This is a genomic window from Nocardia sp. NPDC004568, from assembly GCF_040609955.1.
Classification (GTDB): Bacteria; Actinomycetota; Actinomycetes; order Mycobacteriales; family Mycobacteriaceae; genus Nocardia.
Genome location: NZ_JBEXLL010000032.1, coordinates 21,460 through 48,169 on the forward strand (window position 1 = coordinate 21,460; position 26,710 = coordinate 48,169).

Annotated in this window: 5 protein-coding genes; 3 read left to right on the forward strand and 2 right to left on the reverse strand. The window is 64.5% G+C overall.

Annotation, left to right across the window (positions count from 1 at the left end):
- Positions 1–2 precede the first annotated feature (2 nt).
- Entirely contained in the window at positions 3–1,121 is a 1,119-nt protein-coding gene (locus tag ABZV91_RS16550; RefSeq protein ID WP_355241813.1) for a HAMP domain-containing sensor histidine kinase, read from the forward strand.
- Between the two features lie 61 nt (positions 1,122–1,182).
- On the opposite strand, the gene ABZV91_RS16555 is transcribed toward ABZV91_RS16550, so the two are convergent.
- A complete protein-coding gene (locus ABZV91_RS16555) occupies positions 1,183–1,734 on the reverse strand; it encodes a VanZ family protein (RefSeq protein ID WP_355241816.1) in 552 nt (183 codons plus the stop codon).
- Positions 1,735–2,248: 514 nt separating this feature from the next.
- Between ABZV91_RS16555 and ABZV91_RS16560 the strand changes: the two genes are divergently transcribed.
- On the forward strand, positions 2,249–2,509 hold the full coding sequence (locus tag ABZV91_RS16560) for a hypothetical protein (RefSeq protein ID WP_355241819.1): 261 nt from the start codon (positions 2,249–2,251) through the stop codon (positions 2,507–2,509).
- Positions 2,510–2,696: 187 nt separating this feature from the next.
- On the forward strand, positions 2,697–3,119 hold the full coding sequence (locus ABZV91_RS16565; protein WP_355241821.1) for a hypothetical protein: 423 nt from the start codon (positions 2,697–2,699) through the stop codon (positions 3,117–3,119).
- Positions 3,120–3,592: 473 nt separating this feature from the next.
- On the opposite strand, the gene ABZV91_RS16570 is transcribed toward ABZV91_RS16565, so the two are convergent.
- Positions 3,593–26,650 (reverse strand): GNAT family N-acetyltransferase, encoded by a 23,058-nt coding sequence (locus ABZV91_RS16570; protein ID WP_355241824.1) that lies wholly within the window; start codon positions 26,648–26,650, stop codon positions 3,593–3,595.
- Positions 26,651–26,710 lie beyond the last annotated feature (60 nt).

Consider the following 26,710-nt stretch of genomic DNA (forward strand, 5'->3'; position numbering starts at 1 on the left):
GGATGGTCAGAGCGCCCGGTTTGAGTGTCCGCCTCAAACTCACCCTCAGTTACGCCGGCTTCCTCATGCTCGCGGGAATCCTGTTGCTCGCCGCCGTGTGGGTGTTCCTGCTCCGGTACATCCCCGAGCGCGCGCTCATCGTGCCGGGTAGCACCGGCTCGTCGAACCCCGAGGACGTCTTTCCCATCCGCGCCAACCTCCTGTACATTTTCGCTCCCAAGGCGGCGGCGATACTGGTGTTCCTGCTCGTACTCGGTCTCGTCGGCGGGTGGCTCCTCGCCGGCCGGATGCTCGCCCCACTGAATCGCATCACCGACGCCAGCCGCATGGCCGCAAATGGCTCTCTGTCCCACCGGATCCGGCTACCCGGGCGCAGAGACGAACTCCGTGAACTCGCCGACGCCTTCGACAGCATGCTGGCACAGCTCGAAGCACACGTCACCGAACAGCGCAGATTCGCGGCCAATGCCTCCCACGAGTTGCGCACTCCGCTGGCGATCACCCAGGTACTTCTCGACGTGGCCCGCGACGACAACACCCGCGACACCGGCGAACTGGTGGATCGCCTCCACGCCGTCAACGCCCGCGCGATCGAACTCACCGAGGCGCTGCTTCTACTCAGCCGCGCCGACCAAGGATCCTTCACCCGAGAACCCGTCGACCTGTCACTCCTCGCCGAAGAAGCCATAGAGACACTTCTACCCTCGGCGGAAAACGAGAACATCGCTCTCGACGCTTCCGGCGATATCGCATTCGCCCTCGGCTCACCCGCGCTCCTGCTGCAGATGACCACGAACCTCGTAGACAACGCGATCGTGCACAACCTTCCGGAACAAGGTGCTGTGTGGGTGACGACCAGTACCCGTTCCGACAGTGTGGTGCTCACGGTCGAGAACACCGGACCGCAACTCACCCCCGAACTGGTTTCCACCCTTGTCGAGCCGTTCCGGCGCGGCACCGAACGAGTACGCAACCATCACGCGAGCGTGGGCCTCGGCCTGGCAATCGTCGATAGCATCATCCGAGCGCACAGCGGGACCCTCACGCTCAGCCCCCGCCCCGGCGGTGGGCTCCACGTCGCCGTGCAACTACCCGCCGCCCAGTACATGGCCGGACAGTGAGGTGAGGGGCGACGCCACGGCCCCTCACCCCTCCTTCCTGAGCACCGCGCGATTACGGAGCTCAGGCAGGTCGTGGCGCCGGTCGGGGCCGGCCCGCGGATACTGCGGCCGGAACGCGCCACCAGGTGCGCGAAGCCAGGGCGGCCAACCCGGCACCGGACGCGTTGAGTAGCACGTCGTCCACCGACGACACCCGATCCAGTTGCAGCACGTACTGCGCGACCTCGACCAGGACCGAGCAGCCCGCCGCGAATACCAGGATCCGCGATACCGACGCCAGCGACGCGAACCGCAGCGGGGCGAAGAAACCCAGCGCCGCGAACACCAACAAGTTGCCGACGACCTGGATCGTCGCCGTCATCTGACCGCCCGACAGGATCGCGACAAGGTCCCGCAGCGGAACCAGGCTCACCCGGCCGGGGACGGCGCCGGCCTGTTCACCCGGCATCATGATCAGCCAGATCCACGGCACAGTCCCGTAGACGATGCCGACCTCCGCCGTCGACTTGCGCCAGGCCCACGCCGACGGCGTCCCGGTGACCGTCCGCCGGTGGGCCAGCGCCCACACCACCAGCGCGGCCAAAGGCAGTGCGACCAGAGTCAGAAGTACCACACCGTTGAACGTGAAGAGCCAAACGCGCAAGTCTTCGCCTACGCCGCCCCTGCCCTCCGACCGGAGCGGCATCAACAGTGGCCGCCGCAGGAGATACGCGACGATCGCCAGTCCGCAAATCGCCAGAACGACGAGCACAGTCCTGCGGGTACGAACGGCAGACGCCGATAGTGATTGGTGAGGTGCCATGCCTCCATTCAAGAGGGAAAGACGTTGCCGAGGCGTATGCAAATTTCGATATCCTGGCGATACACCGGATCCTGGCACGGGAGCTGCCCGGAAACCGCTCGATTTCGTGACGGCCAGGAGCCGGCCCGAGTGAGTTCGGGTCGGTTGTATTCCGGTTGGGTGCCGCGAGGCGTCTGAAAGCCCGGCCGAGCCGCACCGGCAATATTACCGATCCGGTTGTCAAGAGCCCTGCGTACAGTCGAAGCGGCAAAACTGCCGGATCGAACCGGATTCGCCCTTACCGGGTTGGGCGGTGTTCGCTCGAGTGTGATGTGAAAGGACTTCCATGAGACAGAGGGGTTTCAGTCTCTTTGCCCTCGCGGCGTTGACGGCGTTGGTTCTCGGCGGCGCGGTGGCCCCGATGGCGGCGGCCGCACCGGCAGTGGATACGGGGAGCGCCGGTCTCGGAATTCCGAACCCACCGCCGCCGCCACCGGAGGGCGGCGACGGGCAGCATCAACCCGGTGAACCGTGCGAGAACGGCGGACACTACGAGTGGGTGTACAACGAGCGCTTCGGGTCCTGGTACCTCGTGTGCCAGGCGTAGCTTCCCCGCTCAGACGGCCCTGCCCGACCGGTCCGCATCCGGCCATTCATTCGTCGACCGCCAGCCCGGCCGGGCATGGCCGTAGTTCTGCGATGCCCGCATATCGAGTGTTGAATGTGGCGGGCGGGGTTTGCGTGCGGGAGGTCGTCATCAACTACAAAATCCCGGGCTGCCGGACAGGGTTCGGATGACAGGGCCCGGCCCGTCGTCCGGTCTCACCGACGACCACACCGTGGGGCAACGCCGCCGCTGGCCCGCCTGGTGGCTTCTCCTGTACATACTCGGCGGAGTTGCCGCAGCAGTGCTGACGTGCGCAATCATATTGGCTTCCTGGCACGGCTGCGCGGAGGACCGCGAAGCCGGCGGGAATTTCGCCATTTTCTTCCTGTTCGTCACCGCTCTCGTCGTCATGCCGCTCATGGGTGCCGCAACGGGGATCACAGCTGTGGCCGCCAACGCCCTGTTGCGCCGGATACCCAGTAGCTCTCGTCTCAGCGCCTTCATTCCGGTCGCGATCACCGTCGTCGGAGTAGGCATACTTTTGTGCGCGATGATCGGATGGATAGCCGAGGGCGTACCGCCGGAAGGCTACTGCGAACTACGCCCCTGATCGTGCTCGAGCCTCCGGTCTCGGACGGTAGGCCTCGACGGACCGAACTCACTGGAATAATCGAGACCACCGAACGCGCGACCGGCACCACGCCGTACCGGCCGGCTCGGCCCGCACTTGCGGTAGGACCCTCGTGACGCCCGCCCATTGGCCGGACTCGGTCTCAACCTATCCGCTCGACTGGGCCAACGACGAACAGCCCTCCGGGTTCAGCGGTCTGCCGCGCACTGCCCGGATCTACCGTGGTCACGGTCGCTCTAGAGGATACCATCGCGGTTACCGATGAACCGATCGGGCTCGATCCAGTTCGTCCTTTCCGTGCGCGACAGACCAGACCACAGGGCATGGAGCCTCTCGAATCCCCGGCACGTTCGGTCCGGCTGCACGATGCGAAGCAAAGTCGGCGGAGCCCTCGATCAGCCGCCGAATGGTGTGGCCGGTCTCATCCAGCGACGGTGTCGCTCGTTCCCTGATCAGATGTCGAGCGTGGCGGCGTGCTTCTCCCGAAGTTCGAGTAACCATGGAAGCCACTCATCCGGCACCCCATGCCCGAACGGCCCGGAAGCCGTCTGCGCCCACTTCGAACGGTTTCCGATGTCGGGCGCGGCGGCGTGCCTCGCCCGAAGTTCGAGTAGCAATGGAGGCAACTCACCCGGCACGCGATGCCCGAACGGCCCGAAAATCGCCTGCGCCCGCATCTGCGGAGCGGCGAGTGAGTAAGGCTCGGCGAGTGCGGGTGCGCGGCCCACTGTCTGCCGGATGAATTCTTGTGTCAGCGCTATCTCGAATGCTTCGGCGGCGGTGGAGAGACTGCCGTCGTTGTGGCCACCTTCAGGGCATTCGTAATAGTAGACACCGGAGTGGTCGTACCGTTCGTGGCGGGCCACCATCTTGTGGGCATTGCCGGCGGGAGTGACCCGATTGTCATGGGTCCTGGCCAGATATTGCCTGGCGGGCCCCGCATCGCCGGGCAAGTTCTGCAGGGGGGAGTAGCTTTCCTGGTAAGCCAAGGTCTCCGGGTCGTCGGGATCGCCGTATTGGCGGATGAACAAGGACCCCTCGGCGCGGAGATTTCCGGGGACATCCAGCAAGGCGGCGGCAGCGATCACGGCACCGAACAGCCAGGGATATGTGTTGGCCGCGGCCGCGGTCAGCATCCCACCACTGCTGTACCCGTAACTCACGGTGGTGGCGGGGGTACAGACACCAATGGTATGCAGGTGCCGAGCCACCGCAGCGAAGTCGTCGATCGTGTTGCGCACATTTAGCCCGCGGCCTCGCTCATGCCAGGTGGGACCGTACTCGCCGCCGCCCCGGGGACACGCGGTGACAATCCGATACCCCTCGGCCACCAACTCGACGAACTGTTTGCCGAAATCGGTGTAGCAGAGGGATATGACGATTCCGTATGCGCCGTAGGCGCAGAGTATGACCGGCCCGGTGGCGCCGGGCAGCCCCGTGACGAAGTACGGGACCTTCGTCCCGTCGGGCGCGGTAGCGAATCCCGCCGTGGTGACCGGGGCCGGCGGCCCGGCCCCGGTGTCTCGGGTCGTCGTGTCGACGGTGAGGTTCGGGTGCCCATCGACGGTGACGAGGTCGACCATGTGGACGGTACGGGGCACACCCGGTGACTGAAGAGTGATCTCGAATCGATTACTGCCGGAGTCGAACCCGGAGAACGACAACTGGCGGGGCTCGTCGGCGACATCGAGCACGCGGGTGACCCATGCGCCGTCAGCGCCCGGCGCGGCGACCAACACCCGCGGTCGTCCGTCATCGAGCACACCGAGGACGAAGTAGTCCTTCGTCCACCCGAACTGCCGATCCCCCGACCGCTGACCCAAATGGGGTGTCTGGATCACCGTGCGGCCGTCGTCGTCGGGTTCGAAAACGGTCTGCAGTGTTCGGGTGCCGCCGGGCAGGAACGCTTCCCACCCGGTGGCCAGCAGGCTACCAGCAGGGTAGACCTTGCCGCCTACTTCCCAATCACTTCCCGTCAACAGCAGCAGGTGCTCACCGTTCCAGAACGGTTGAACATCCTCGGGTACATCCAGCCGCTGGAACCCCTTCCCGTCCTCCCGATCGAACTCCCACCGACCCGAATCACCGGATCGGTGAACCTTGAAGAAACCGACCGCACTGCCTCTACCGACCTCCCATTTCCGCGTCATGACCGTCCCGTCGCAACGGCCGGCGACCACATCGGAGTCGGTCGGCTCGCCGGTCGAGAGGGTCTCCGCCGCGGCCAGCGGTGTCTCGCGCCGCCATCGCTTGATGGTGAGGGGGTAGCCCGCACCGTTGACGCTGCACCCCTTCCCGAAATCGGTGGAGACGAACACCGTGTCATCATCGGCCCAACCGATCGTGTTCACCGCGAGCGGGGTAACGAACCCGCCTCGGTCGGCGGGCACGAATCCACGTGTCTCGAGATCGTATTCCCGGACATAGTGGGCGTCACCGCCGTCGGGGGACACTGCCACCAGCGCCCGCCGACCATTCGGCGAGATCAGGGCGTTCATCCACGTCAAGGGCGCGTCCTCGGCGCTGACCGCATCCAGGTCCAGCACCGTCTCCCACCGCGGCGCCGACCCACGGAACTCCTCGACACCCGTGCGTTGCCACACCCCCCGCGGATGATCAGCGGTCACGACGAACCGGAACATCTCCTCACCCCACCGATCGGGGTTACCAAAGAAACCTCCCGCGGTGTTCTCCAACCGTTCCTTGATCTCCTGCACCTGCTGCGCGAAACCGGGACCGGACGCGAACCGATCCAGCGTCGCGGCATTCCAAGCCTCCACCTGCCCATCCGTAGCACCGACCCGATCCCTACCCGGTCCGCCATCCATCGATCCCGGCCCACGATCGGTTCGCCCGCCCTCATCCGATTCATCCGACCGGTTCCCGATCAAAGGACCCGCATCCGCCGGACCGCCGGACCGAGCAGGCGACCCTGGAAGCCCGCGACCCTGTTCGCGCGACCAAGGAGTCGACCACTCCGACTCACCAGTCGGCAGGCCCCGTTCGTCCGGCGTCGTGCCGATCGGCGGACCTTCGGGTCGGCCCTCTACCGACTCGTCAGTTTCGGCGGGCGCATCCGAGCCTTCCAGACCATCTTCGTCACCGGACCGGGTACCGATCGGATAATCGCCTGCCTCGTCCTTACCCGCCTCCCCGGACAGCAGCTCATACCCGGCCCCAGACGACGCCCCGGCAACCGGCAACTCCTCTACACCGGCTTGCCCAGGCTGCGCAACCTTGTCCCGAAGCTCACCCTGCGAATGCGGAGGCCCGACCACCGCCGAGTCCACCCCTGGTATCTGCTCCGGAACAGAACCGGTATCCGGCACCTGCCTGGTCTCGGGCGGGTCGCTGCCAGCCAGATTCGCCCGGGAAATCCCCCGGCTGTCACCACCGTTTTCCTCCCGCTCGGCCGGCGTCGAATCCGGTTTCCCCGGGCCGTCTTCCGGCCGCTCCCCGATCAGCGGACTCTGCGACCCGCCGGACGGCGGCTCCTCCCGCGGCACATCGCCATCTTCCCGGTGCGATCCGCGGCCATCGAACCGCCAACCTTCATCGGCCCACGTTATGAATCCCGTATCACCCAAGACTCTTTGCAGAGCCGACACATCGGACTTCACAGTTTCCGGTGGAACCGAATTCTGCCAGAGCCGTTCTCTGATCTTTTCCGGCGATACAACGTCCCCCTCCTGCTTCATGAAATACTTCAGCAGCGCGACTTGTCCATGAGTAATCGGGTCCTGGACCTCGACCTTGTCGACCCACACCTTCCGCGCCGCCGGCGCCAGCCCGACCCGCCCCACCACCATGCCCTTTGCGGTCTCGATTTGGTAGCCGCCGGGCACAGAAGTGATGGATCCATCTACACCCAGCTTGTCCCTGAGCCTGTCCACCAGAGCGTCGACCGCGGTATCACTTGTGGGCGCATGTCTGCCCCATACCGCAGTTTCGATATCCGCCGGGCTGACAACGCTCCTTCGGTTCAGTGTCAGAACATCGAGCAGCGCGAATTCATCTTCATCCAAGTGGATTTCATCGCCCTCGACCCAGGCCCGCCGCGTAACCGAATTCAACCAGACGCGACCGCGCCGTTCCCCCACAATGGAATCAGCCGCTCGCACCATGGGAATAGTCGAGAAAAGTATATCCAATTGCATCCCGGCCGTGGAACGCAACGGCCGCCAGACCGGGTTCTGATCATCATGCTGGAACTGAATCCACTCGAGAAAATTCGAGTATGCATCCTCCCGCAGAACCTGCAGATCAGCATTATCCGGAGCGGCAGCCAATGCCTCGTCGATACGTTTCAGGAAACGCGTCATACGGCGCAACGAGCCGCGATGCACAATTCCGGGATCGAACATCGAATTCGGATCACGCCGCCAATCCTTGACCAACCTGATCCAATTATCGAGTGCAGGATCGAAACCCGGCGGAAAGCGCCGGGCCAGGCTGCGGAACACCTCGGCACGTTGCTCCAGCCGATCAGCGGCCTGCAACCGGGTCAGGCTCGACGGCTGCACATCCCACTCCGGCACCTCGATCGTCATAGGCACACTTCCGTACCAGGAGGCGAACCGCCCCGAAAAAGCACGGTCCGGAAGATCGAACGCGGTGTATACACCGTGTCCGAGCCGCTTCGTCGCCTTCGGGGAAGAAATGACATCGGAAGGACTCGATTCGATCGGGATACCGTGGCGCTCGGCGACCTCTGCGAACACATCTGGTATCAGCGGTCCGAGCCTTTGGACTCGAGGATCCTCGAGGTAACCGAAGAACAGGTAGGCACCGCTGTCGAGGCAATTGTGCCCAGACCAGAGCACAAGAGGTTCCAGCGCTTTGGTCGGACCCATCACAGCCAAGGTCTCGGGCCACGGAACCTGCTGCGCCGGAATACTCTTCTCCGGCACCCGGACGGAACCGTCGTCGGCTACCTCGACCGGAAACCTTCTCAGATATTGCCAATCAGGTGTTGGGGGTTTTTCACCCCCGAGGTAATATTCGGCCAGATCCACCGGTCCCACAGTCCGGGGGGGCGGCTCGAACGACACCGCACGATCGGGATCGGCGCTCACGACAATGTGCAGCGAATATACCGACCGGAGTTCCGGACGCGAACAGAAGTACTCCGCAAACGCCAACACCGTGGCACGACCGACCGGCTCCATCGGATGCGGATCGACAATCAGCTCGATATTGTTCGGACCGCCGTATATCGACAGCATTTCCATCGGCCGATCCTCCCGGGTGCGACCGATCTCCTGGAACAACGCCTGCTCATCCGAATACCGATCCGCCAGCGCACGCAATCGCTCCCGCAACTGCTCATACGTCGGCGGAGTATCACCCACGAACTCCTCGATCAACCCGGCACTATCGACCCGCCACGCCGACACCGGCTCATCCGGAAGCAACCCGACCCGACCCGACCCGTCATCGACACCGAATCGGCCCTCATCGTCCACATCATCCGACCGCATCCCAATCGATCCCGAGCCACGATCGGTTCGCCCGCCCTCATCCGATTCATCCGACCGGTTCCCGATCAAAGGACCCGCATCCGCCGGACCACCGGACCGAGCAGCCGACCCCGGCAACCCGCGGCCCTCTTCGCGCGACCAAGGAGTCGACCACTCCGACTCACCAGTCGGCAGGCCCCGTTCGTCCGGCGTGGTGCCGATCGGCGGACCTTCGGGTCGGCCCTCTACCGACTCGTCAGTTTCAGCTTGCGCATCCGAGCCTTCCGCCGCAGCAACTTGCACATCACTGGCCGCCCACTCGATCCAGCCTGCCGGCAATCCATGGGTTTGCCGTAGCCTCGAGGCGCCCGTGATTCTACCGGCCCATTTGACGCCGGTAATTTTTCCTTCATCCCGGATCCCTTCGTCAGCAGCGCGTTTGTCTCCGAAGCCACCGCGCCCGGCCGCGTGATCGGCGGTCACGGACGCAGGACCGATCTCGGCCTGGGGCTGTCCCGCCTCGACCACAGCCCGAGGCATCACCGTAACTTCACCAGCCGTTCCGTCAACGTCCGACGCCGAAGATCTTACCGGCGCAGAGGGTTCCTGCGAGGGATTCGGCGACAGGGGCGTAGCCTCCCGAACACTGCCACCAGCCGCTGGATCACCTGGTTCGTGCACCACCGAGAGATCGGGAGACCGTCCGGCAGCATCCCATTCATCGGGTCGTCCGACGGATGCCCGAGGCCAGTCGAGCCCACCTAATACGTCCGGCCGGGCGAGCGGATCCGAGTCCTCGACAGGGTTCCGCAATGGCTCGTGGACGGAACGTTCGGGAACCGGATCGTTGTCTCGACTACCGATCGGCGGACCCTCCGGACCAGGAGGTTCCGCCGGGAGGTCCGTATCACCCCGCGGCTGCGGGGCCGGACGCGACCACGACGCCGGACTTTCCGGAACCATATGCCTTCGACGGTTTCCGAGATGCTGCAGCGATGCGGGCTCCGGGCGGCCGGGATCGCTATCGTCGGGCGGGCCCGAGGAGATGTGATCGCTCTGTGACGAGACAGCCTCCGGTAGGACGTGCTGTGCAATCTGTGCAAGTCGATCCATCATCATGTCGTGCCAGTCGGCCCGTCCGAGCCGCTCGAACTCCGGCCGCAATTCCACCACCCGATCGCGGAACCATTCGAGTTCCGCCTCGGTGACGTCATGCGCAATGCCCTCGACAGTTCCATCGTTACGCACACGCAGGAACCGTTGCGCAAATCTGCTCACTGTCTCCGCAGAAAGGGTCCTGGCCGCGAACGCGCGATGATGAATACTCCAGGCGACCTTTTCGTTCCCGACCATCACGCGCTCGGCAGTGTCCGGAAAGGCGGCCAGGACATCGTGCATTCCCAGACCAACCGAACCGAGACCGATCCGGCCGAGCTCGACCGGCAGCGCCCACGAGGTCTTCTCGCAGTACAACACATTGCCGTCCGCGACAATCCGTGGCATCGGCACACCGAACGAACGGCCCAGCCGCGACGACAGTACCGCCGCGTGCACATCACGGATATCCCGCAGGGGCATGCGCACATATTCCGAGTCATCGTTGAAGGCGATCAGCTCGACTTTCAGCACGCCCTGAACTGCAGTGCCGTCATCGAGGGTCCGCACCGATCGCTCACCGCTCATGCGGGCCGCCTGCACTTGTTCGGCGAACGACTGCACACCTCGAGCGGCGTCCCATGCTTTGCCGTAAATGTCCCGGTAGCGTTCCCCGTGCACCGCATGCGCTTCCACTACCGGACGTAACGAAGCGAGGCCGGCGTCATTGGATATCCGGTCCAGGACCGGCAGGAACCGCTCGGGAACTACTCGCCCCGCCAGACCCATATTGTCGACCAGCTCCGCGCGGGCCCGATAGTAGGCATCGGTGTAGGCGCGCATGCCGATCGGCTCCGGAACCTCGTAGCCGGCTGCTCGAAGCTGCAGTGAGGCAACAATTTCCATTGCGTGCGCGCGTGTTTCCTCGGCTGTCCGAATATCGATGTACGACTCTCGCGGCAGGGTCAGCTGCTCGCGCACGGTCTCGATCGTCTCCCGGCCGCGGGCCACGGCCACATGAATCGCATGATGCACCAGTTGCGCCATGTGCTGTTCATCCGACATCCCGATATCGAGCACCAACCGGTGAAGGATCGGTTTATAGCCCGCCGCGGCAGGGTCGGCGGTGTGCACGATCTCCACATCGTGCAAGGTCTCGAGCACCCACGCTCCTACTTCGGTGCCGCCCAGTTCGGTGCGAATGCGCTCTATACGTTGCCGAGTCGCCGTCTCGACGAGATGCAACGGGGTCAGGGTCGGCGGTTGCTGTGGTTCGGTCGGGCCGACCAATGTCCAGACCTGCGCCTCGCCGTCCGGATGCACTGTCACATGACAGTATTCGACCTGTGCGCCGCGGCCCGCGGCAGCCACGCGCGGATCGGACAATGCGGCCTGGTGTTCGCCTGGTCCGGCGACGATCACCAGCCGCGCCGGTGTGCCGGGCAGCAGCACCGCATTGCCCGAAATGCGTTGCGCATTCGAAACGGTTTCGGTCTTCCGGTCCATGATATCGGCGACGACTATGTCTCGCATCGTCGCCAACCGGTCGCCCCGGATCGCAGCCTCGGCGCTGTCGAGTTCATCGGCCATATCCGACAGTTCCCGCCACCGGTGCTGCGCACGCCGCAGATCCGGCAGCTGTTCCGGGGAAGCCGTTGCCGATTCCGCGTCCAGTGTCGCGACCTCGCGCGCGGCCCGAGCCCTGATCGCCGAGGTGGTGCCGGAGCCGAGCCCGTGTGCCGCCATCCGTTCCGACAGCCGCCGGACCAGATCGCGTCCCAGGACGACGTCATGCTGGTAGTGCAGCACAGCTTGGCGCATTCGTTCCGCGCCGGCCGGCGTCAGTTCGTAGCGCCCGGGATGCCCCGCATCGGCCTGGGCCGGCTGCGCGGCAGAGGATGGTTTGCTTCCCGATGCCTTGTCCCAGATTGCCCGGTAGAACCGTCGGTAGTCACGGCCGTCGTTCCAACGGAAGGAAGCGACCTCCTGCTCGGCAGCGCGCATCGCCGATACGTGCGCTTGGTCGTGAATCTCGTCCGGAGTCGGCCCCCTACCCGCGCGGCGGAGTACCGCCTTGTCGTATGCCGTTACGTAGGCGGCTTCGGCTACCTGCGGCGGAACCTCGAATCCCAGAGAGCGTAGCTCGGCCGCCAACTCGGCGGACCGCCGGAAACATGCCGTCTCCTCCGCCACCATCTTTCGCACATATTCCCTGCGAGACAACGACGAGGGATCGCGAACCGAGCGATTCTCGATGTAGAACTCGGCATGTACCGATTCGTGCGCCAAAAACAGTGCCTGCGCCACATAGTCATTACCGGAGGTGAAGACGGTGGCCGCATGTTGCTGTTCGTTCCACTCGCCACCGCGATGACCACCCTCACCCATGAACTCGAAGCGCGTATGAACCGGCATCGCATCCAGCGATGCCAGCACCCGGCGGCCGACCTCGGTCAACCGCAGCAGCTCCCTGACCTGATCCGGCACTGCATCCACAGCGTGCCCGCCGGACGCCGTCCATTCGCCGGATCCGGTTCCTGGGCCGTCGTCGTGTTCGACGGGTGATGCCGAGTACGCTCCGGAATCGACCGGCAGGCGACGCCCGGGACCCACCTCACGAAGGTCCTCGCGCGGCGTCGTATCAGCCCGATCACTGCCGTCCGCGGACCCGTCATGCGGATCGTAGTCCCGGCTGCCGAGAGTCCCGGCGACACCGGCGTCGATCAAATGGCGCACCTCGGCGGGATCGTCAAGCCGGGCCAAGGCCGTACGCGCCAGTTCCATCCTTTCGAACCGGGCCTGCCACTCGGTGAACCGCCGCAACGTGGCAATGGTCTCAGCGGCGTCGGGCCGGGACGACGCCGAGCTCTGCGAGTCGGCCCCGCCCGACGACTGGTGGTCTTTCTGCGGCCAGAGCATCGATGATGCATGCCCATGGCTCCGGAATATAGTTCCACTGGCGCCGTTTTCGAGAACATCTTCCGCCGAGAACCTTCCGCTCTCCAGCAAAAAGGTTCGCAGCCCTACGTGTTCCACGCCCATGACGGCTACCTGAATTCGCTTTCTGGAGCCCAGTTCTACAAACCGACGCGCGAGCACTCCCACACTGTCCTGATCCGGCGCCGAGGCGAATGACTTCCCGACGTAGAAGGCGGTAGCGGTGGACAGATCGGTATCCAGAACATCCCGGTTCACGAACCGGACGTGTGACAAACCTAATCGATCCGCGCGTCCCGCCGCGAAGTGCGCGTCGGCGGGATCTGGTTCGATTCCAACCACTTCCCCGGCCGCAGTCGCGATTCCGAAGAACATCGTGGCAGTACCGGCACCGGATCCGATGTGATACAGGGTGTCGTGTTCGGTCAGGTTCAGAGCCTGCACAACCGGCGTCAGGTGGGCCAGGCGTACCGGTTCCGACAAGCCCAGGATTGTCGTGAGGTGGTGATCCGCCTGCTCGTAGCCGAGTTCCGCCAGTTCCATGAGTTCGCGGCCCCACACCGCCCACGCCGACCGCTCACCTACAGCGAGCAAACTCTCCAGAGTCTCGTCGAAGCCCGGTCCGAGTGAGGCGGCCTCCTCGAATCTCACCACCATTTCGAGAATCCGGAGAGATAAAGCGCTCCAATGCTTCTCAGTATTGCCGGTGAATACGAAACCGGCTCGCCGATAGAGATCTATGGCCTGCTCGTTGTTCTCCCGTACCCACAGCCTGACTTCCCGATAGCCACTGGCCCGCGCCCATCCCAGCGCAGCCCGCACCATACGGTCCCCTGTTCCGGTTCCGAGCGCACCGAGTGAGACATTCACGCCACCCATCTCCAGGACACCGGGGTCCTGCGTGAACTCCAATCGAGTTCTTCCGATCGGTTCGTCACCACGAAAAGCAATAAATGTCTCCAGCCGCTCGTATGATTCCCGGTAGTACTGTTCGGTCAGCAACGGTATCGGACCGTCGACCGTACTGAAGTCCAGTGCCGACTTACGCCGGTAATATCGAAAGTAATCTGGGTTCACATACCACTCGTCGGGCACCAGCCGACGCACTTCGGTTGCACCGCGCCGAAACCCACCCGACGCAATCCCGGGGTCGACCGATACCTCGGCACCTTCGGGTAGAACTGTCGTTCCACTGCGAAATACTACGACGGTATGAAATTTCACATAATCGTCGTAGTCCCACAGCCCGTCGGTTTTCGCACTGTTCAGTTCGGTGACTTTCCGGTGGTCCTCCTGCTCGGACGCGGCAGTATCCGGCTCGGGACCGGCATGCCGAATCCCCTCCACCCAAACACGCTGGTTCTGGCGCGATTGCGCAATCTTCATGTATTGAGGAAGGTCGCTGTCGAAAAGATGACAAAAGTCGACGACACCTGGAATCTCGGTGTCGTAGACCACATCACCGAACTCCTCGATCGGGTAGCCGTCGACGTCGTTCTTCCGCAGCTTCGCGTACCAATACCGTGCCTCATCCACCATGGCTCCGGCGGATGAAACCGCGATCACCATCTCCCCGCGTGGATCGGTCAGTGAACCCAGCGCTTCGAACAGTCGCGCTCTCGCCCTGATCCCAGGAGTACGCCCGACCGAACCGCCCCAGGAGCTCGTGACCGTCACTTTCTTCCCGTTATTGGCTCTGAGGATCAGCTGCTGGACAGCTTCGACGGAATCGTTCTCGTGCCCGTGTACGAAGCGAAACACTATGTCCACTCCGCCGACACGCCGACCGAGTTCCCCCATCACATACCCGGATACGGGCTCGGACTGCACCGAAACCCATCCCGCAAAACCGTGCCGATCACGAAGCAGAGCCGCCGATTTCGCCAATCCGACCCCGGAAACATCGTAGGCCAGGATCAACAGCGGCTTACGCTCACCGGAAAGAGAGGAATGGTTCAACGCGAAATCAACGGTCACCCGCCCCATTCCGTAGCCGAAATCGAGCAGCGAGATCATCTCGGCGTGCGGATCGGATGCCGTCGCCCGGTCCACTGCTCCGCTCAGAGCCGACAACTCGGCCGTCAGAACCGGAGCCGAAGGTTCGCTCCCGGATTCGGCCCGCTGATAGATACGGTCGTAAATCTCTTGCGGTGATGCCAGCCGCTGCGGTGCAGGTTCCGCCTCCGGCGTCCGATCCAGAGGCAGTGTCGGATCCGGCACCCGCGACGCCCGATTCGGGCCGTCACCTGTCGTATCAGCCCGGTTACTGCCGCCCGCGGACCCGTAGTGCGGATCGTTGTCCCGGCTGCCGATGAAGGGGGCGGCGTCGTCACCCGGTTCAGCCTCGTCGGACTCCGAAAGGTTCCCGATCAAGGGACCCGCGGCATAGTGACCCGGTGCTCCACCGAGCTCCCGGAGCAGGAAAGCAGCACGGCGAGTATCGGCGGCGATAATGGCATGCTGCGCCCCGCCCACGTGACCGGAGTCGGGCTCAGAGTATACGAGCACAGGATTTCCGCTGATCGTGGCGTGCTGCAAGGTGGCACCGAGTTTTCGGCCGTGAAAAGGGGGCACACGGACGTCATTGTCAGGAGTCACGATGAAGTAGCCAGGATGGTGGACACCTTCCTGGATGTTGTGCACCGGAGATAGTGCGTACATGAACTGGAAATCCTCGAGCTTTTCCGAGTTGCCGTAATCGCCTATCCAAACCGGCCCGGTCCCGGAGTACTGCTTCCGCAGCAGGTCGGCAACCCCTACGTCGCAGATAACGGCACGGAACAGACCAGGGTCTCGAGCAGCGCAGCCGGAGACCATGAAACCGCCATTACTGGCGCCGGCGGCCGCCAGGAGTTCGCGTGTGGTGTACCCGTTGGCGATCAGCCATTCGGCCGCGGCGATGAAGTCGTCGAACCGGTCCTTCGTCTTGTCCATCATGCCCGCCCGGTACCACTCCCGGCCGAATTCGCCGCCGCCGCGCACATGGGCGAACGCCAGGACGAAACCCTGCTCCAGCAATGCTGCATTACTGGGATCGTAGAACGGGAAGTAGGTGATGCCGTGACCACCATAGCCACTGAGCAGTGTGGGATTGCTCCCATCCCGCAGCAATCCCTCTTTGTGCACGATCGTTATCGGCACCATCGTCCCGTCACGTGACGGATATAAGACTTGCTCAATATGATATTCAGCGGGATTCAGTAGCCCGGTCTCCTCCGCTTCGGCTGGATCCCGGGGACCGGCCACGTACTCCTCCCACGACGTGAACTCACCCGTCTCGACAGCACACCGCATCACCGTTGGCGGCCACAGGTAGGACGAACACCGCACTAACACTTCCCGCTCGTCGGCGGACCACCTTTTGATTCCGATCACGCCGTCGGCAGGCAGCGCGACATCATCCGCCCGGGCCCCGTCGAGAGAAAACCGCAACATCACTGGTCGGCCAAGGCGTTCGGCCAACACGAGAATCTGACTGCCTACGATCCGAGCACCAGCAGCACTCTGCGCGGGCCGCAGGTAGTGATCGCTCGGCGCAGTGAGGACCTCGCGCCAATTCTTCGGATCCGGACGCTTCGGATCCACAGCGACTATCCGGCCGTTCGGAGCATCGTGGTCGGTGAGGAAGAACAGCTCGCCCGCGTGGTCGCCGATGTACTCATAGGAATATTCGGGGTGGCCGAACCGGTAGGTCGGGGTCGAATTGCCGTCCAGCCGGCAAAAATCTACATAATGGTCGCTGGCGTCCACCACCACTACATGATTGTCGTCGCCGACCATGGTCGGAATGAAGCGTCTTCTCGACTTGTTGTCCTTGTGCCGGGAACCGTCGTGCACAATTTTGTCCGGCCCCTCGGTACCCAACCGGTGGAAACGAACGTGGAAATCCGGCGGCGTCCGATCCAGATTATCGGCGGCACCGTAGCAGAATCCCGAACTATCCGACGTCCAGGACGGATTGCCCGCGTGCCTGCTCACTGCCACGGCGTAGTCCCGGTCTACGGACACGTATTCCCCGTCTACGGAAACACTGCAGACGCGAATCTCCAGGTCGTCGGTTCCGTCCTGCCGCATGCGATATACCACATGCCGACCATCCGGACTCGGTTCGAACCCGGCGATTTCCACATTGCCGGGCATATCGTTCGGATCCACCAACATCACTGGCGACCCGTCACGCCCGTGTTGCGCAAACAGCATCTGATAATCCCGCGAATCCCGGTTCGCGGTGAAGAAGTACCACCCACCGGCTGTCTTCACCTCTGTACTGCGGGGAGGCCCGTTCAGTTGCTCGATCCGCCGCCTGGTCTCCTCGAACCTGGACTCGGGCTCAGCGAAGTACCGCTCCGCGACAATGTTCTGTGTGGCAGTGTATTCGCGCGTACGGGGGTCATCCGGATCTTCGAAGTAACTGTAGGGATCGGGAACCTCCACACCGTGATAGAAGTCCACGTGCCCGGTCCGTAGGGCTTTCGTCCCCACCGCAGTGGGCTCGCCACCGGATCCCGACCGTGATCCAGGCGATCCGGCGGCCGTCTCGCCGGTCCCTGGGTCGGTCTCCGGCGATCCCGTATCGGCCATCGCAGCATACTCGCCGGCATCAGCAACAACACCCGCGTCCGCCAGCACCATGAACCGCACGAACTCTCGTTGACTCAACGTCAACGCACGGAGATCGATATCATGCGGAATGGCAGGCACTCGACCGAGACGGTATACGGCCACAGCCGCGAGAAAAGTCCTGATCACCGAATCCGAACCATTCAACCGCTGCGGCGCCTGAAAAAGCTTGTAAGCGACATTCGCCCACACCTCGACCGTGAACGCACCGGGCCGGGCAATCTGCTCCATCGCATCCTGGAGTATCCGCTCCCGATCGGCCTTCTTCGCCGGTACCACGACAACTCGCTCGGGTGTCAGGATCGGCCGTTTGCTGACATCGAGACCGCGCGCCAGATTCCGGCGTTTCTGGTCGGTCACGGCATGTTCGGCAAGCACACCCCGAAGGATGCGGTTCCCATCGACCACGGTCCCGTCGGAGTCGGAGAGAAGAATTTCGTTCTGCAATTCCTCCCCGGTTATCCCCTCGGCCTGAAACCGGGCGCGAGTTCGCGCACCGGTCTCTTCGTAGATCTCGGACGCGGGGGTCGGTAGTCCGCCGATCCGTTGGCGTGTCCGGGGATCCCACACCGCGCCGTCACCGGGTTCGTTGTCTCCGAACACATCGATATGGAAATCCTCGTCGGTGACGGGATCATTCAACCGGCTGCCGGGGTGCAGGACAGGTTCCTCGGCCCTCTCGTCCATCAGAGTCCGGTACTCCGCCAACCAATCCTCCGGAGTAGGCGCCCGACCCAGCGCACGCAGGCGGACGACCACGGAGTTCGCCGCCCGTGCCTGCCATTCGGCAAACCTACGCAGCTTGGCAACAATCTCCGCGGCCTCTTTCGTCAACGGCCACGCCCAGACCTGCGCACGCGCCGGAAACGGAAAATCCGTAACCTCGACAATCGCCGCGTTCGGAGCCGGCATCGGCTCCTCCTGCCCGGAAGGCCGGTGACCGATCACTGGACCCTGGGGTTTGTCGGGCCGGGCTGACGTCGAGCTCTGCGAAGCGGCCCCGCCCGACGGCTGTTCGACGCTCGAAGGCGCCGGTGCGTTCGGCGATGGCGGGTCGGTCCGGCTCGAGGGCCCTGCCGAGCGAGTCCCATCTCCTTGATTGGGAACGGTTTTCGTACGCGGATCCTCAACCGACCCACCATCGGACAGGTCTCGGACCATGCAAATCCGAGCGCAGCCGTCAGCGTAGTAGTTCGGTTCATCACCCGCGCGGTAAAAGCTATGCCGCGAATAGAGACGCTCGGCGTGAGCGTTGTCTGCACGTTGAAACCTCCGTATCCAGCGGAAGCGGTGCTCGAGTGCCCAGTCCACGGCACTGTCGATCAATAGATCACCCACCCCGGTGCCACGTTCACGCGGGACCACGAATATCCCATTCAGTTCGACGGTGTCCGATCGATCGGAAACCAGCTTGATATTCACGATCCCGATCAGCGTGTCGCCTCGCATCACCCCCAGGCAGGCCGCTCGAGACGCAATCTTCTCTTGCCATTCCTTCTTCTTGCGCTCTCGAAGGTCTTTCATTGTCGGCGTGAATGATTCGGGCGCATCGGCCACAGATTCCCGAGTGATCTTGCTTACCATCTCCCAGTCTTTAGGGGTCAGCCGAACCACCACCGCCGGACTGCTGATTCCACCGCTATCCGAGATGCTGTCTCCGCTGGGCTCCAGGCGGGCGACCTCCTTCTCCGACTGCGGCGTCAGAGCTGAGCCGGGAGTCGTGGTGGATGAGGTTGTTCCGGACTTCTCTTCGCTGTCCGCCGGTGCACCCGCGTCGGCAGGAGTCACGGGAGCAGTGTCCCCACTTCGAGGAACTGGATCGAGCGATTCCGACTGTTCTCCGCGCCGGTGCGACGTAGATGCTGGAACCGCGCACCCGCTCTCCACCGCCACCGCACGCAACAGATCCGGGAAGTCGGTGACTATCCCGGCAACACCGGCGGCAATCAAACGACGCATCTCGGCGGCGTCGTTGATGGTATACGGAACCAACGGCATATCGGCGGCGGCGGCCTGCGCAATGAATTCCTCGGTCACTATCGTACGTACCGGCGAGAGCATGGTCGCGCCGGCGGCACGGGCCAGTTCCGGGATATTGCCGCCCGGTGACCGCCGCCGGCCACCGAATCGAGTGGCGGCCACGATGCGCGTCCGGCGCCACGGGGAGATTCCGGGTTTGCGTCCTGTCCATTTGGCCGACGCCGTGCGAGCGCTGAACAGCGCCACCCGCTCTACATCCGGTGCCAGTTCCTTGGCATAGGTCAATACCCGCCAGTCGAAAGCGAGGAATCGGAAGGCAATATCGTACTTGCGGAGATTGTCGACGGTCGCAGCGACGAGATCGCGGACGTCGGTATCGCTCCAGCGCGGAGTGCTTTTGATATCAATGGCCAGCGTCACCCCGCGCCCTTCCATCAGCGGCGCCACCTCGGAGAGCAGCACCATTCCCCCGGGCAGGTGGGCTGTAGTCGTTTCGTCGTCACGCGGAGCATCGACCGGTTCGAGGGTCCGGAGCTGGGCGACGGTGAGGTCCCGAATGTCTCTGCCCACGTACGGGTATTGCGGATCGCCGGGGTGAGCCGGGGCCGTGTCGCGCCAGTGCTCTCGGTGGATGCGTTGCTCATGAGAAATGACCGGAACGCCGTCGCTGGTCAACACGACGTCCAGTTCGATGACATCGACCCCGAGAGCGATTGCCTGGTCGAAAGCCCGCAGGGTGTTCTGCTGCCAGAGTCCGCCACCGCCCCGATGCGCCTGGATCTCTGGACGTTGCCGGGGCACGGCCGGCATGACCGTCTCGCGGACCGGCCCGTCCGGCGATTCCGACACGACGGCCGATAGCCGACCAGCGGCCGCGGCATAACTCGCCGTAGTGGACCCGTTGCCGAAACCCTCCAGCGTGATATGCGGTGCCGGCCGGCCCCCGACCCGAGCACGCTCGGCGCGAGCAGCGTGATAGGCGAGCATGTCCCGGGCCAGAAACCGCGACCCCACGTCGACAGGCATGTATCCGACCGAAGGCTTCAGGAAGACTCCGTCGGCCGGGGCTACATAGCCCAACCAGCACACGGCGGCTACGCGTGCTCCCGGTTTTGCCGACGCCATCGACTCGTAAAGAGTGCGTACCCGGTGCAACAGCCGGGGCAGGTTTTGCATAGCGCCATTGAGTCCCGGCACCTGCCAGGACACATGGTCGGCGTTGTCGACGCTGCCGAACGCTACGATCGTGCGGCCCTGCCCGCCGAATGCCGTCGAGTCGTAGGCGAGCAGGTACACACGTGGTTGCGGAATTCCCGGCCGGACACCGGTGGATCGGGCCAGCGCTTCCTGAGTGGTAAGCAGATTGCGCAACTGCCGTTGTTCGTCGGCGCTCAATCCGTTCGTCTCGTCGGCGCCGGGCCGGGGATTGCGGGACTGAAACACTTCCAGGTCACGCCGCAATTGCAGGCGATTGGCGAGGTCGGCCACATGATCGGGTAGACCGGGGGCATTGCCTATCTCGAACGGGTATCGGTACACCAACGCGCGCTGCATCGGGCTCAGCTCTTCGGCATCGGTATCCGGATCTCCCAACCCCGCCCACCAGCGGAGGTTATCGGTGGACAGCTCCGTCGACCGCAGGAAATCGTCTGCGTAATCGCGGTGCATCAGGTCGCCGGCGGTGAAGCCGCGCCCACGCCGGGCCAAGGCGGTACGCGCCGGCTCCATCGTATCGGCATCGGGATCCGGAGAGTCGTCGTCGGCCAGAACATCGCGGAAACGCACCAACCGATCGGCTTCCGGGTCGACGACCGAGGGGACCGGCCGCCACGGTGTCGGCGCCGGCCGGTGCCGGTGCCGGACCCGTTCCACAGTCTCCCCGTGCCCGGCGAAGATCCGGCCCAGATTGGCGAGGCTTTCCGACATGGCGCGGGAATGCTCGTCGACGAACCGGTAATACTGGCCCTCGATCGGTGCTTCCGCGGCGAACCTGGATTTCCGGTAGCCGAATGCCTGCAATACCGCCAGGTTGAATGCCGACCTGGGTTCTCTGGCCCGGCCTTCCACCGAGACCTCGGCGGCGAACCGGATCGCGCCGAACTCCTCCAGCGCGGTATCCCGTCCCAGTCTGCCGTCGGCGAACTGCCCCGGCCCACCTATCTGCTGTGCGCTGGCGATCCCGGCGAATACCTGTACATTCTGACCGTAAGCCGCTGCGGTTTCGGCCGTTCCGGCGCCGTCCGCGCCGAGGAAGACGAGCGCATCGATCACCCCGTCCAGCTGCCCGCCCACCGCGGCCTCGCTGATCACCGTGCCGCCGTAACGATGACCGCACAGATAGATCCGCGGAGCGGGGGTCCCACCGCGATGCGCCGTCAGATACTCCCTTCCCGCACGCAGCGACAGCATCGCGTCGGTCACCAGTGGTGCGGCCTGCTGGGCCGCACCACTGGTCACCACGCGTTGTGTCGCCCGGGGCGAACCGTAACCGAGCCATGCCACCGCCGCGGTGCTCCGTTCCGCGTCGGTGCGCCCGGTCGCCTCGTAGGCGTTGCGGGTCCAGAGAAGCCGCTCGGGAAACGTACCGAGGGTGCTGTCCGCTCCGAAGACGTGCACTGACACGTTGGAAGCGGTATCGATATCGCCGAACCCGACCTCCGCGCGGCCGCCGGGTACCGAGATGTCGTAGCCGAGCAGGTGCACGGGCGGAGCATCGATATCGGGATGCATGTCCGCCGCCAGCCGTTCCGCATACCGCAACGACCGGACCAGGTCGACGATATTGCGCACCGGCTCCGGCAGCGACGGGTCGGGTCCGATCCACAACTCGTCGGACTCGGCGATCGCCCGCAGCTCGTCGTCGACAACGAGCCGTTCGAAATCGCGGTCCAATGCCATTCGGTTCGCCTGGTCACGGACGGCTGCCGGAATACCCACGAGCCGGCCGATGATCTGTGGCCGTCTGTCGATCAACTCGTCCTGCAGGTCGTGGGGTAGGCCGTACCACAAGTCCGCGACGATCGTGGAACGAGCCTGTACCACGGCCATGGATGTTTCCGGGGCTGCCCGGAATTCGTCCAGTTTTATGAGAAATGATTCGAGTACATCGCTGCCCCCGGCCTCATATATCAGGTCATAGATCGCCCGCTGCGAGATCTGCTGCGGTCGTGCCGACTCCTGGCCGGAAACCGAATCGTCCCCTCGGTGACCGATCGGAATCCCTGGATCTCCGTCCTCCCGCTGACCGTCGCCGGACACCTGCACGCCGCGAGCACCTGCGGCGGGATCCGAACCGTCGCCAGTCGAGATGGCATCATCGGCCGGCTCGGCAAAGGCCGGTACCGAACGGACGATTCGAGTTGCGACCCCATCAACCCCGTATTCGACTGCATAGGTGTCGGATTTGTCGATCACCGTGATAGTGCGGTCGCCCGTGCCGAGCCCGGTTGTCTCCGCGGCCATTGATTCGATGAACTGTAGGGGTGCACCGGGGAGCAGCGCAGACAGGGCTGCGTGCACATCACCGGATTCATCGGTTCGGCCCGCATCGGCCCCGCCCGGGATTCGCACCCGCGCCACAGGCGCAGTGCCCTCCGGACCGATCTCCAGGTCCAGCAGCCAGCTCTCCGCGCGCATATCGACGGTTATGCCGTCTTCGCGCCGCTCGATATCCACGACGATCTCCGAGGCGGCGCTGCGGGTGATCAGCACACCGACGATCGGCGCGAGAAGTTCGGTGTGTTCCCGAGTGTCCAAGGCACCCTCGACCAAGGATCGGGCGCGACGCGAAACCGCCTCGGCGTCGGTCCCGACGGTGATCGGCACGTGCACGGACTGCACCGGCTGCTCGCCGAGCCCGGTCCGGTCTCGCTCGTCGTCGGTTACCGGGTCGGCGAAATCGAGGATCACCCGGCACCGTGGGAGTTCGGCGAGCAGCGGGCGCGAGAGCAGCTTGTCGATCGGAACCCGATCGGTCAGCGAGAGCAGATTGTGCTCGTCGGTCGAGACCCGGTCGGTCAGCAGGAGCGGATAGTGGTCCTCGATCGAACTCCGGCAGTCCACACCCGCCAGCGCCTGTGCCAGTGCCGTCGGGTTCACGGGCACACCCACTACGGTGTAATCCAGCTGGGCACGCAACCTGGGCCGCCCCGCCGCGTCCTGGGTCATTGTCACCACGATCGCTGCATCGGCCCGGGCCCCGGGGTTCGAGAATGCGTCCGTGGCGCCGGGGGCGGCCAATTCGAGCACCCGGAGCACACCGTCGATCACATCCTGGGTCCTGCCCGGTCGATCCCCACCGGGCAGCCGACGTCGGAGATTTTCCGCGACGGCGATCGGGTTCCACGGCTGCGGACCCGGCCGGATCACCTGCTGCCAGCGGAAACCCTTGTACTTCGCGTCCATGGCCTTCGCATGTTCCTGCGCCGCACGGAGGGCGTCGAGCGGCGAGAACCGGGGTTCGGTCTCGAGTCGATGAATGAGTCGGCGGATCAGCGCGGCGTGATCGCGACGCATATCGCGGTTTCCGAGGATCCAGCCGTCCGGATAGCGGTGACCGCTGATGGCATCCGGATCGACAAACGCCGCGTTACCTCGCAGCCGCGCCACGAAAGCCTCACGCAGCGTTGGGCCATCGCTGTCCAAGCGCGACGCACCGTAGATGCCGATCACCCGCAATGCCTCTTCCACGAAGTTGGCGCGCATGCCGAGGCGGGCCAGGCGACGACCGACCAGCCGTCGCAGGTCGTACCGCTTCGACATCAGGTCCTCCACCGCCAACGCGATGGCATTGGACACCATCTCGGGAGTGGACAGTTCGTGCAGATCCTCGCCCGTGTTCCACTGGCCGAGGCCCCGCCGTTCACCCGACGCGGCGGCCGCCTGCTGCTGTCGCAGGTCGTCGTGAAAGGTGAACGATTGTGTCTGCGTTTCCTCGTTGTACGTCGTGGCCCGGACAGCTTCCACCATTTCGGCCACCGCCGGCTCGTCGAAGCCCTGTAGCGCTGCACTCGCCTCGAGGAGCGCGCCGGATCGCTTTTCGTCGTGGCTGTCCGGGCTGTCCCTCTTCCTTCCGTAGCCGTAGACGATATCGCTCCACGCGGCGGCGACCATGGTGTGCAGGATGTGCTCGAACCTGCCGTTCTGGAGCAGGCCGTTGCGTACGATGCTGCGCAACCCCTCGGCAAGGTCTCCATCATGGCAGAAGGCCCCGACCTGCTGTTCAAAGAGCTCGAACGAGCCGTACAGGTGATTGGCCCGCCCGATCCGGGGATCACCGTAAAGGGTCCGGGCGATATACACACCCTCGGCGATCAATGCGACAGCACGCCGGACCTCCGGGGCGGCCAGCGCCTCTTCGGTCAGCGGTTTGCCGACACGGCTCGATTCCTCGAGCAGGATCTCGATGACCTCCGCGTGCTCCTGCTCCAGGATCCGTTCCGGCAATGGCGCACGGGTGGGGCTCAACAAGTAGTCCTTGACCGACTGGGCGAGGTCGGCGTCCGCCGGCAGGTCCCGTTCCTGGGTCCAGGCATACGCGTCGGGTAATCCGGCGATCCGATTACCGTTCTCGTCCTCCCAGGCTCGGTCCTTCAGAGCCTGGTGCGTTACCAGATCCTTGCGCTCCCCGCTGGGCAGTCCGCCCTGAAGGTCGGCGTACAGCGCGGGATCATCCGCCTGCTGCTCCCCCGACTCCGGTTTCCTCCAGGACCAGCCGGGCACCAGGGCGGGCCAGCCCACCGACACCCGGAACTGTCCATACGCCAGGATCGGACGGCTTTCGCTTCGGTGGGGCCAGCGCTCCACCGCTCCTGCACCGACGGTCCGCCGACCCTCGTCGCTGTCCCGTGGCAGTTCCACCCACTCGGGGTGGTGTTCCCGGATCAGTTGATAAACGTCTTCGGGCACCGACAGCCCGACCGGCTTCGCGGCGGAGGGAACCCAGGTGCCCAACGACGCCGCCACCGCGGCAGAATCCACCACGACGCCCTGCTCCCGAAGCAGCCGACCGAGCTCACCCAATGCGTCCAGCCCGGCCAGCAGGTCCGGACCCCGCTCCACTGGGTGGTTGCCGGAATCCCGCGGCGCGACGGCTACCGGCTTCAGCCCCGTCCACGGTGTTATTCGCGACTGCGCGCCGCTGGCAGCGCCGCCTCCGAACCGTCCGCGCGGATCACCCGGAGTATCCGGCTCACCCGACCGGAAACCGATCGGCGGACCACTGTGGTCCGCCCGTCCCCGCGACTCGTCCGGTCTCGTCTCCGCGGCTTGGTCGGCCCGCTCCTGCGATGTATCTGGCCGTGTGTCTGCGGCCGACCTATCGGATTGTCGAACATCGAAACGGTAGCCCCGACCATAACTGGCATCAATGCGCGCCGAGGTCCCCAAACCTTTCCGTAACAGGATCACAAGTTGCTTGATTTCCTCCCGATTCGGAAGGTGCTGGTGCCCCCACACTTCGTCTGCGATATCGTCCAGTGGGACGACCTCCCCGGCGCGCCGCATCAACAACATCAGCAGAGCGACCGCCCGCGCGGGGTACTCGACCTCGGAGCCATCGACCCACACTCGAAGCGCTCCTGGTGACAAGCGCACCCCGCCCCGCTCGAGCAGCTCCGGATCCGCCAAGACCATCTCGTCGACCGCTGCGCGATCCGACGTCCGACCATCGAAACGGTAGCCCACACCATAAACGGACGCGATGCATGTCGGATCTTCGAGGCTGCCCCGCAGTCTCTCCACATGCTGACGGACTGCACGCGGCGTCACTGGATGCCCCCAGACCAGTGTGCCGAACTCTTCCAACGATACGACGTGGCCGGGCCGCTCCATGAGCAGCGCCAGCACGTCGAAGCACGTGAAGGAGATGTCGTCGATCTCAGCGCCATCGACCGTTACCCGACGCACCGGCAGCGACAGGACGATTCCGCCCACCTCGATATCATCCGGCGTTCTAACCGTCCCGGCCTCGAGGCGGTATCCGCCGCGCACAGGCGTGATCAGGCTGCTCAAGCCCAGCCTGGTACCGAGCCTGCCGACGAGCCGGTGCACCTGCTCTACCTCGCCGAGCCGCTCATGCCACACGGCCATCTCGATCTCCGCCGTGGAGACCACCTGCCCGCGTCGTCCGGACAGCGCACGGAGCAGCGCGAACTCTTGTCGGCTCACCCGGATTTCGGCACCGCCGGTCCAAATCGGCCGACGTGCCGGATACCACCAGTCACGCCGCGGGTTCAAGATCTTCTCACCGCGCCGCCGCCGAAGCCGCTCCGGCATCGGCTGGCCCGCCGCAGTGCCGATTTTCTGCTGCCGCCCGGGCTGGGTGAGCTCCGGCCCCTCAGCCACTCCGGAGCCACGCTCCCGACCATTGCGCGCCGCAGCCGGTTCACCGCGTTCGGCAACGATGAACTCCGCCAACACACGAACAGCAGACAGCTCGAAAGCCTCGCACTCGGCAACAACCGGGTCCCGCCCCACTTC

Bases quoted from the DNA above. Each gene is read 5' to 3' on its own strand.
- ABZV91_RS16550 (WP_355241813.1), top strand. From the start codon at position 3: ATGGTCAGAGCGCCCGGTTTGAGTGTCCGCCTCAAACTCACCCTCAGT.
- ABZV91_RS16560 (WP_355241819.1), top strand. From the start codon at position 2,249: ATGAGACAGAGGGGTTTCAGTCTCTTTGCCCTCGCGGCGTTGACGGCG.
- ABZV91_RS16565 (WP_355241821.1), top strand. From the start codon at position 2,697: ATGACAGGGCCCGGCCCGTCGTCCGGTCTCACCGACGACCACACCGTG.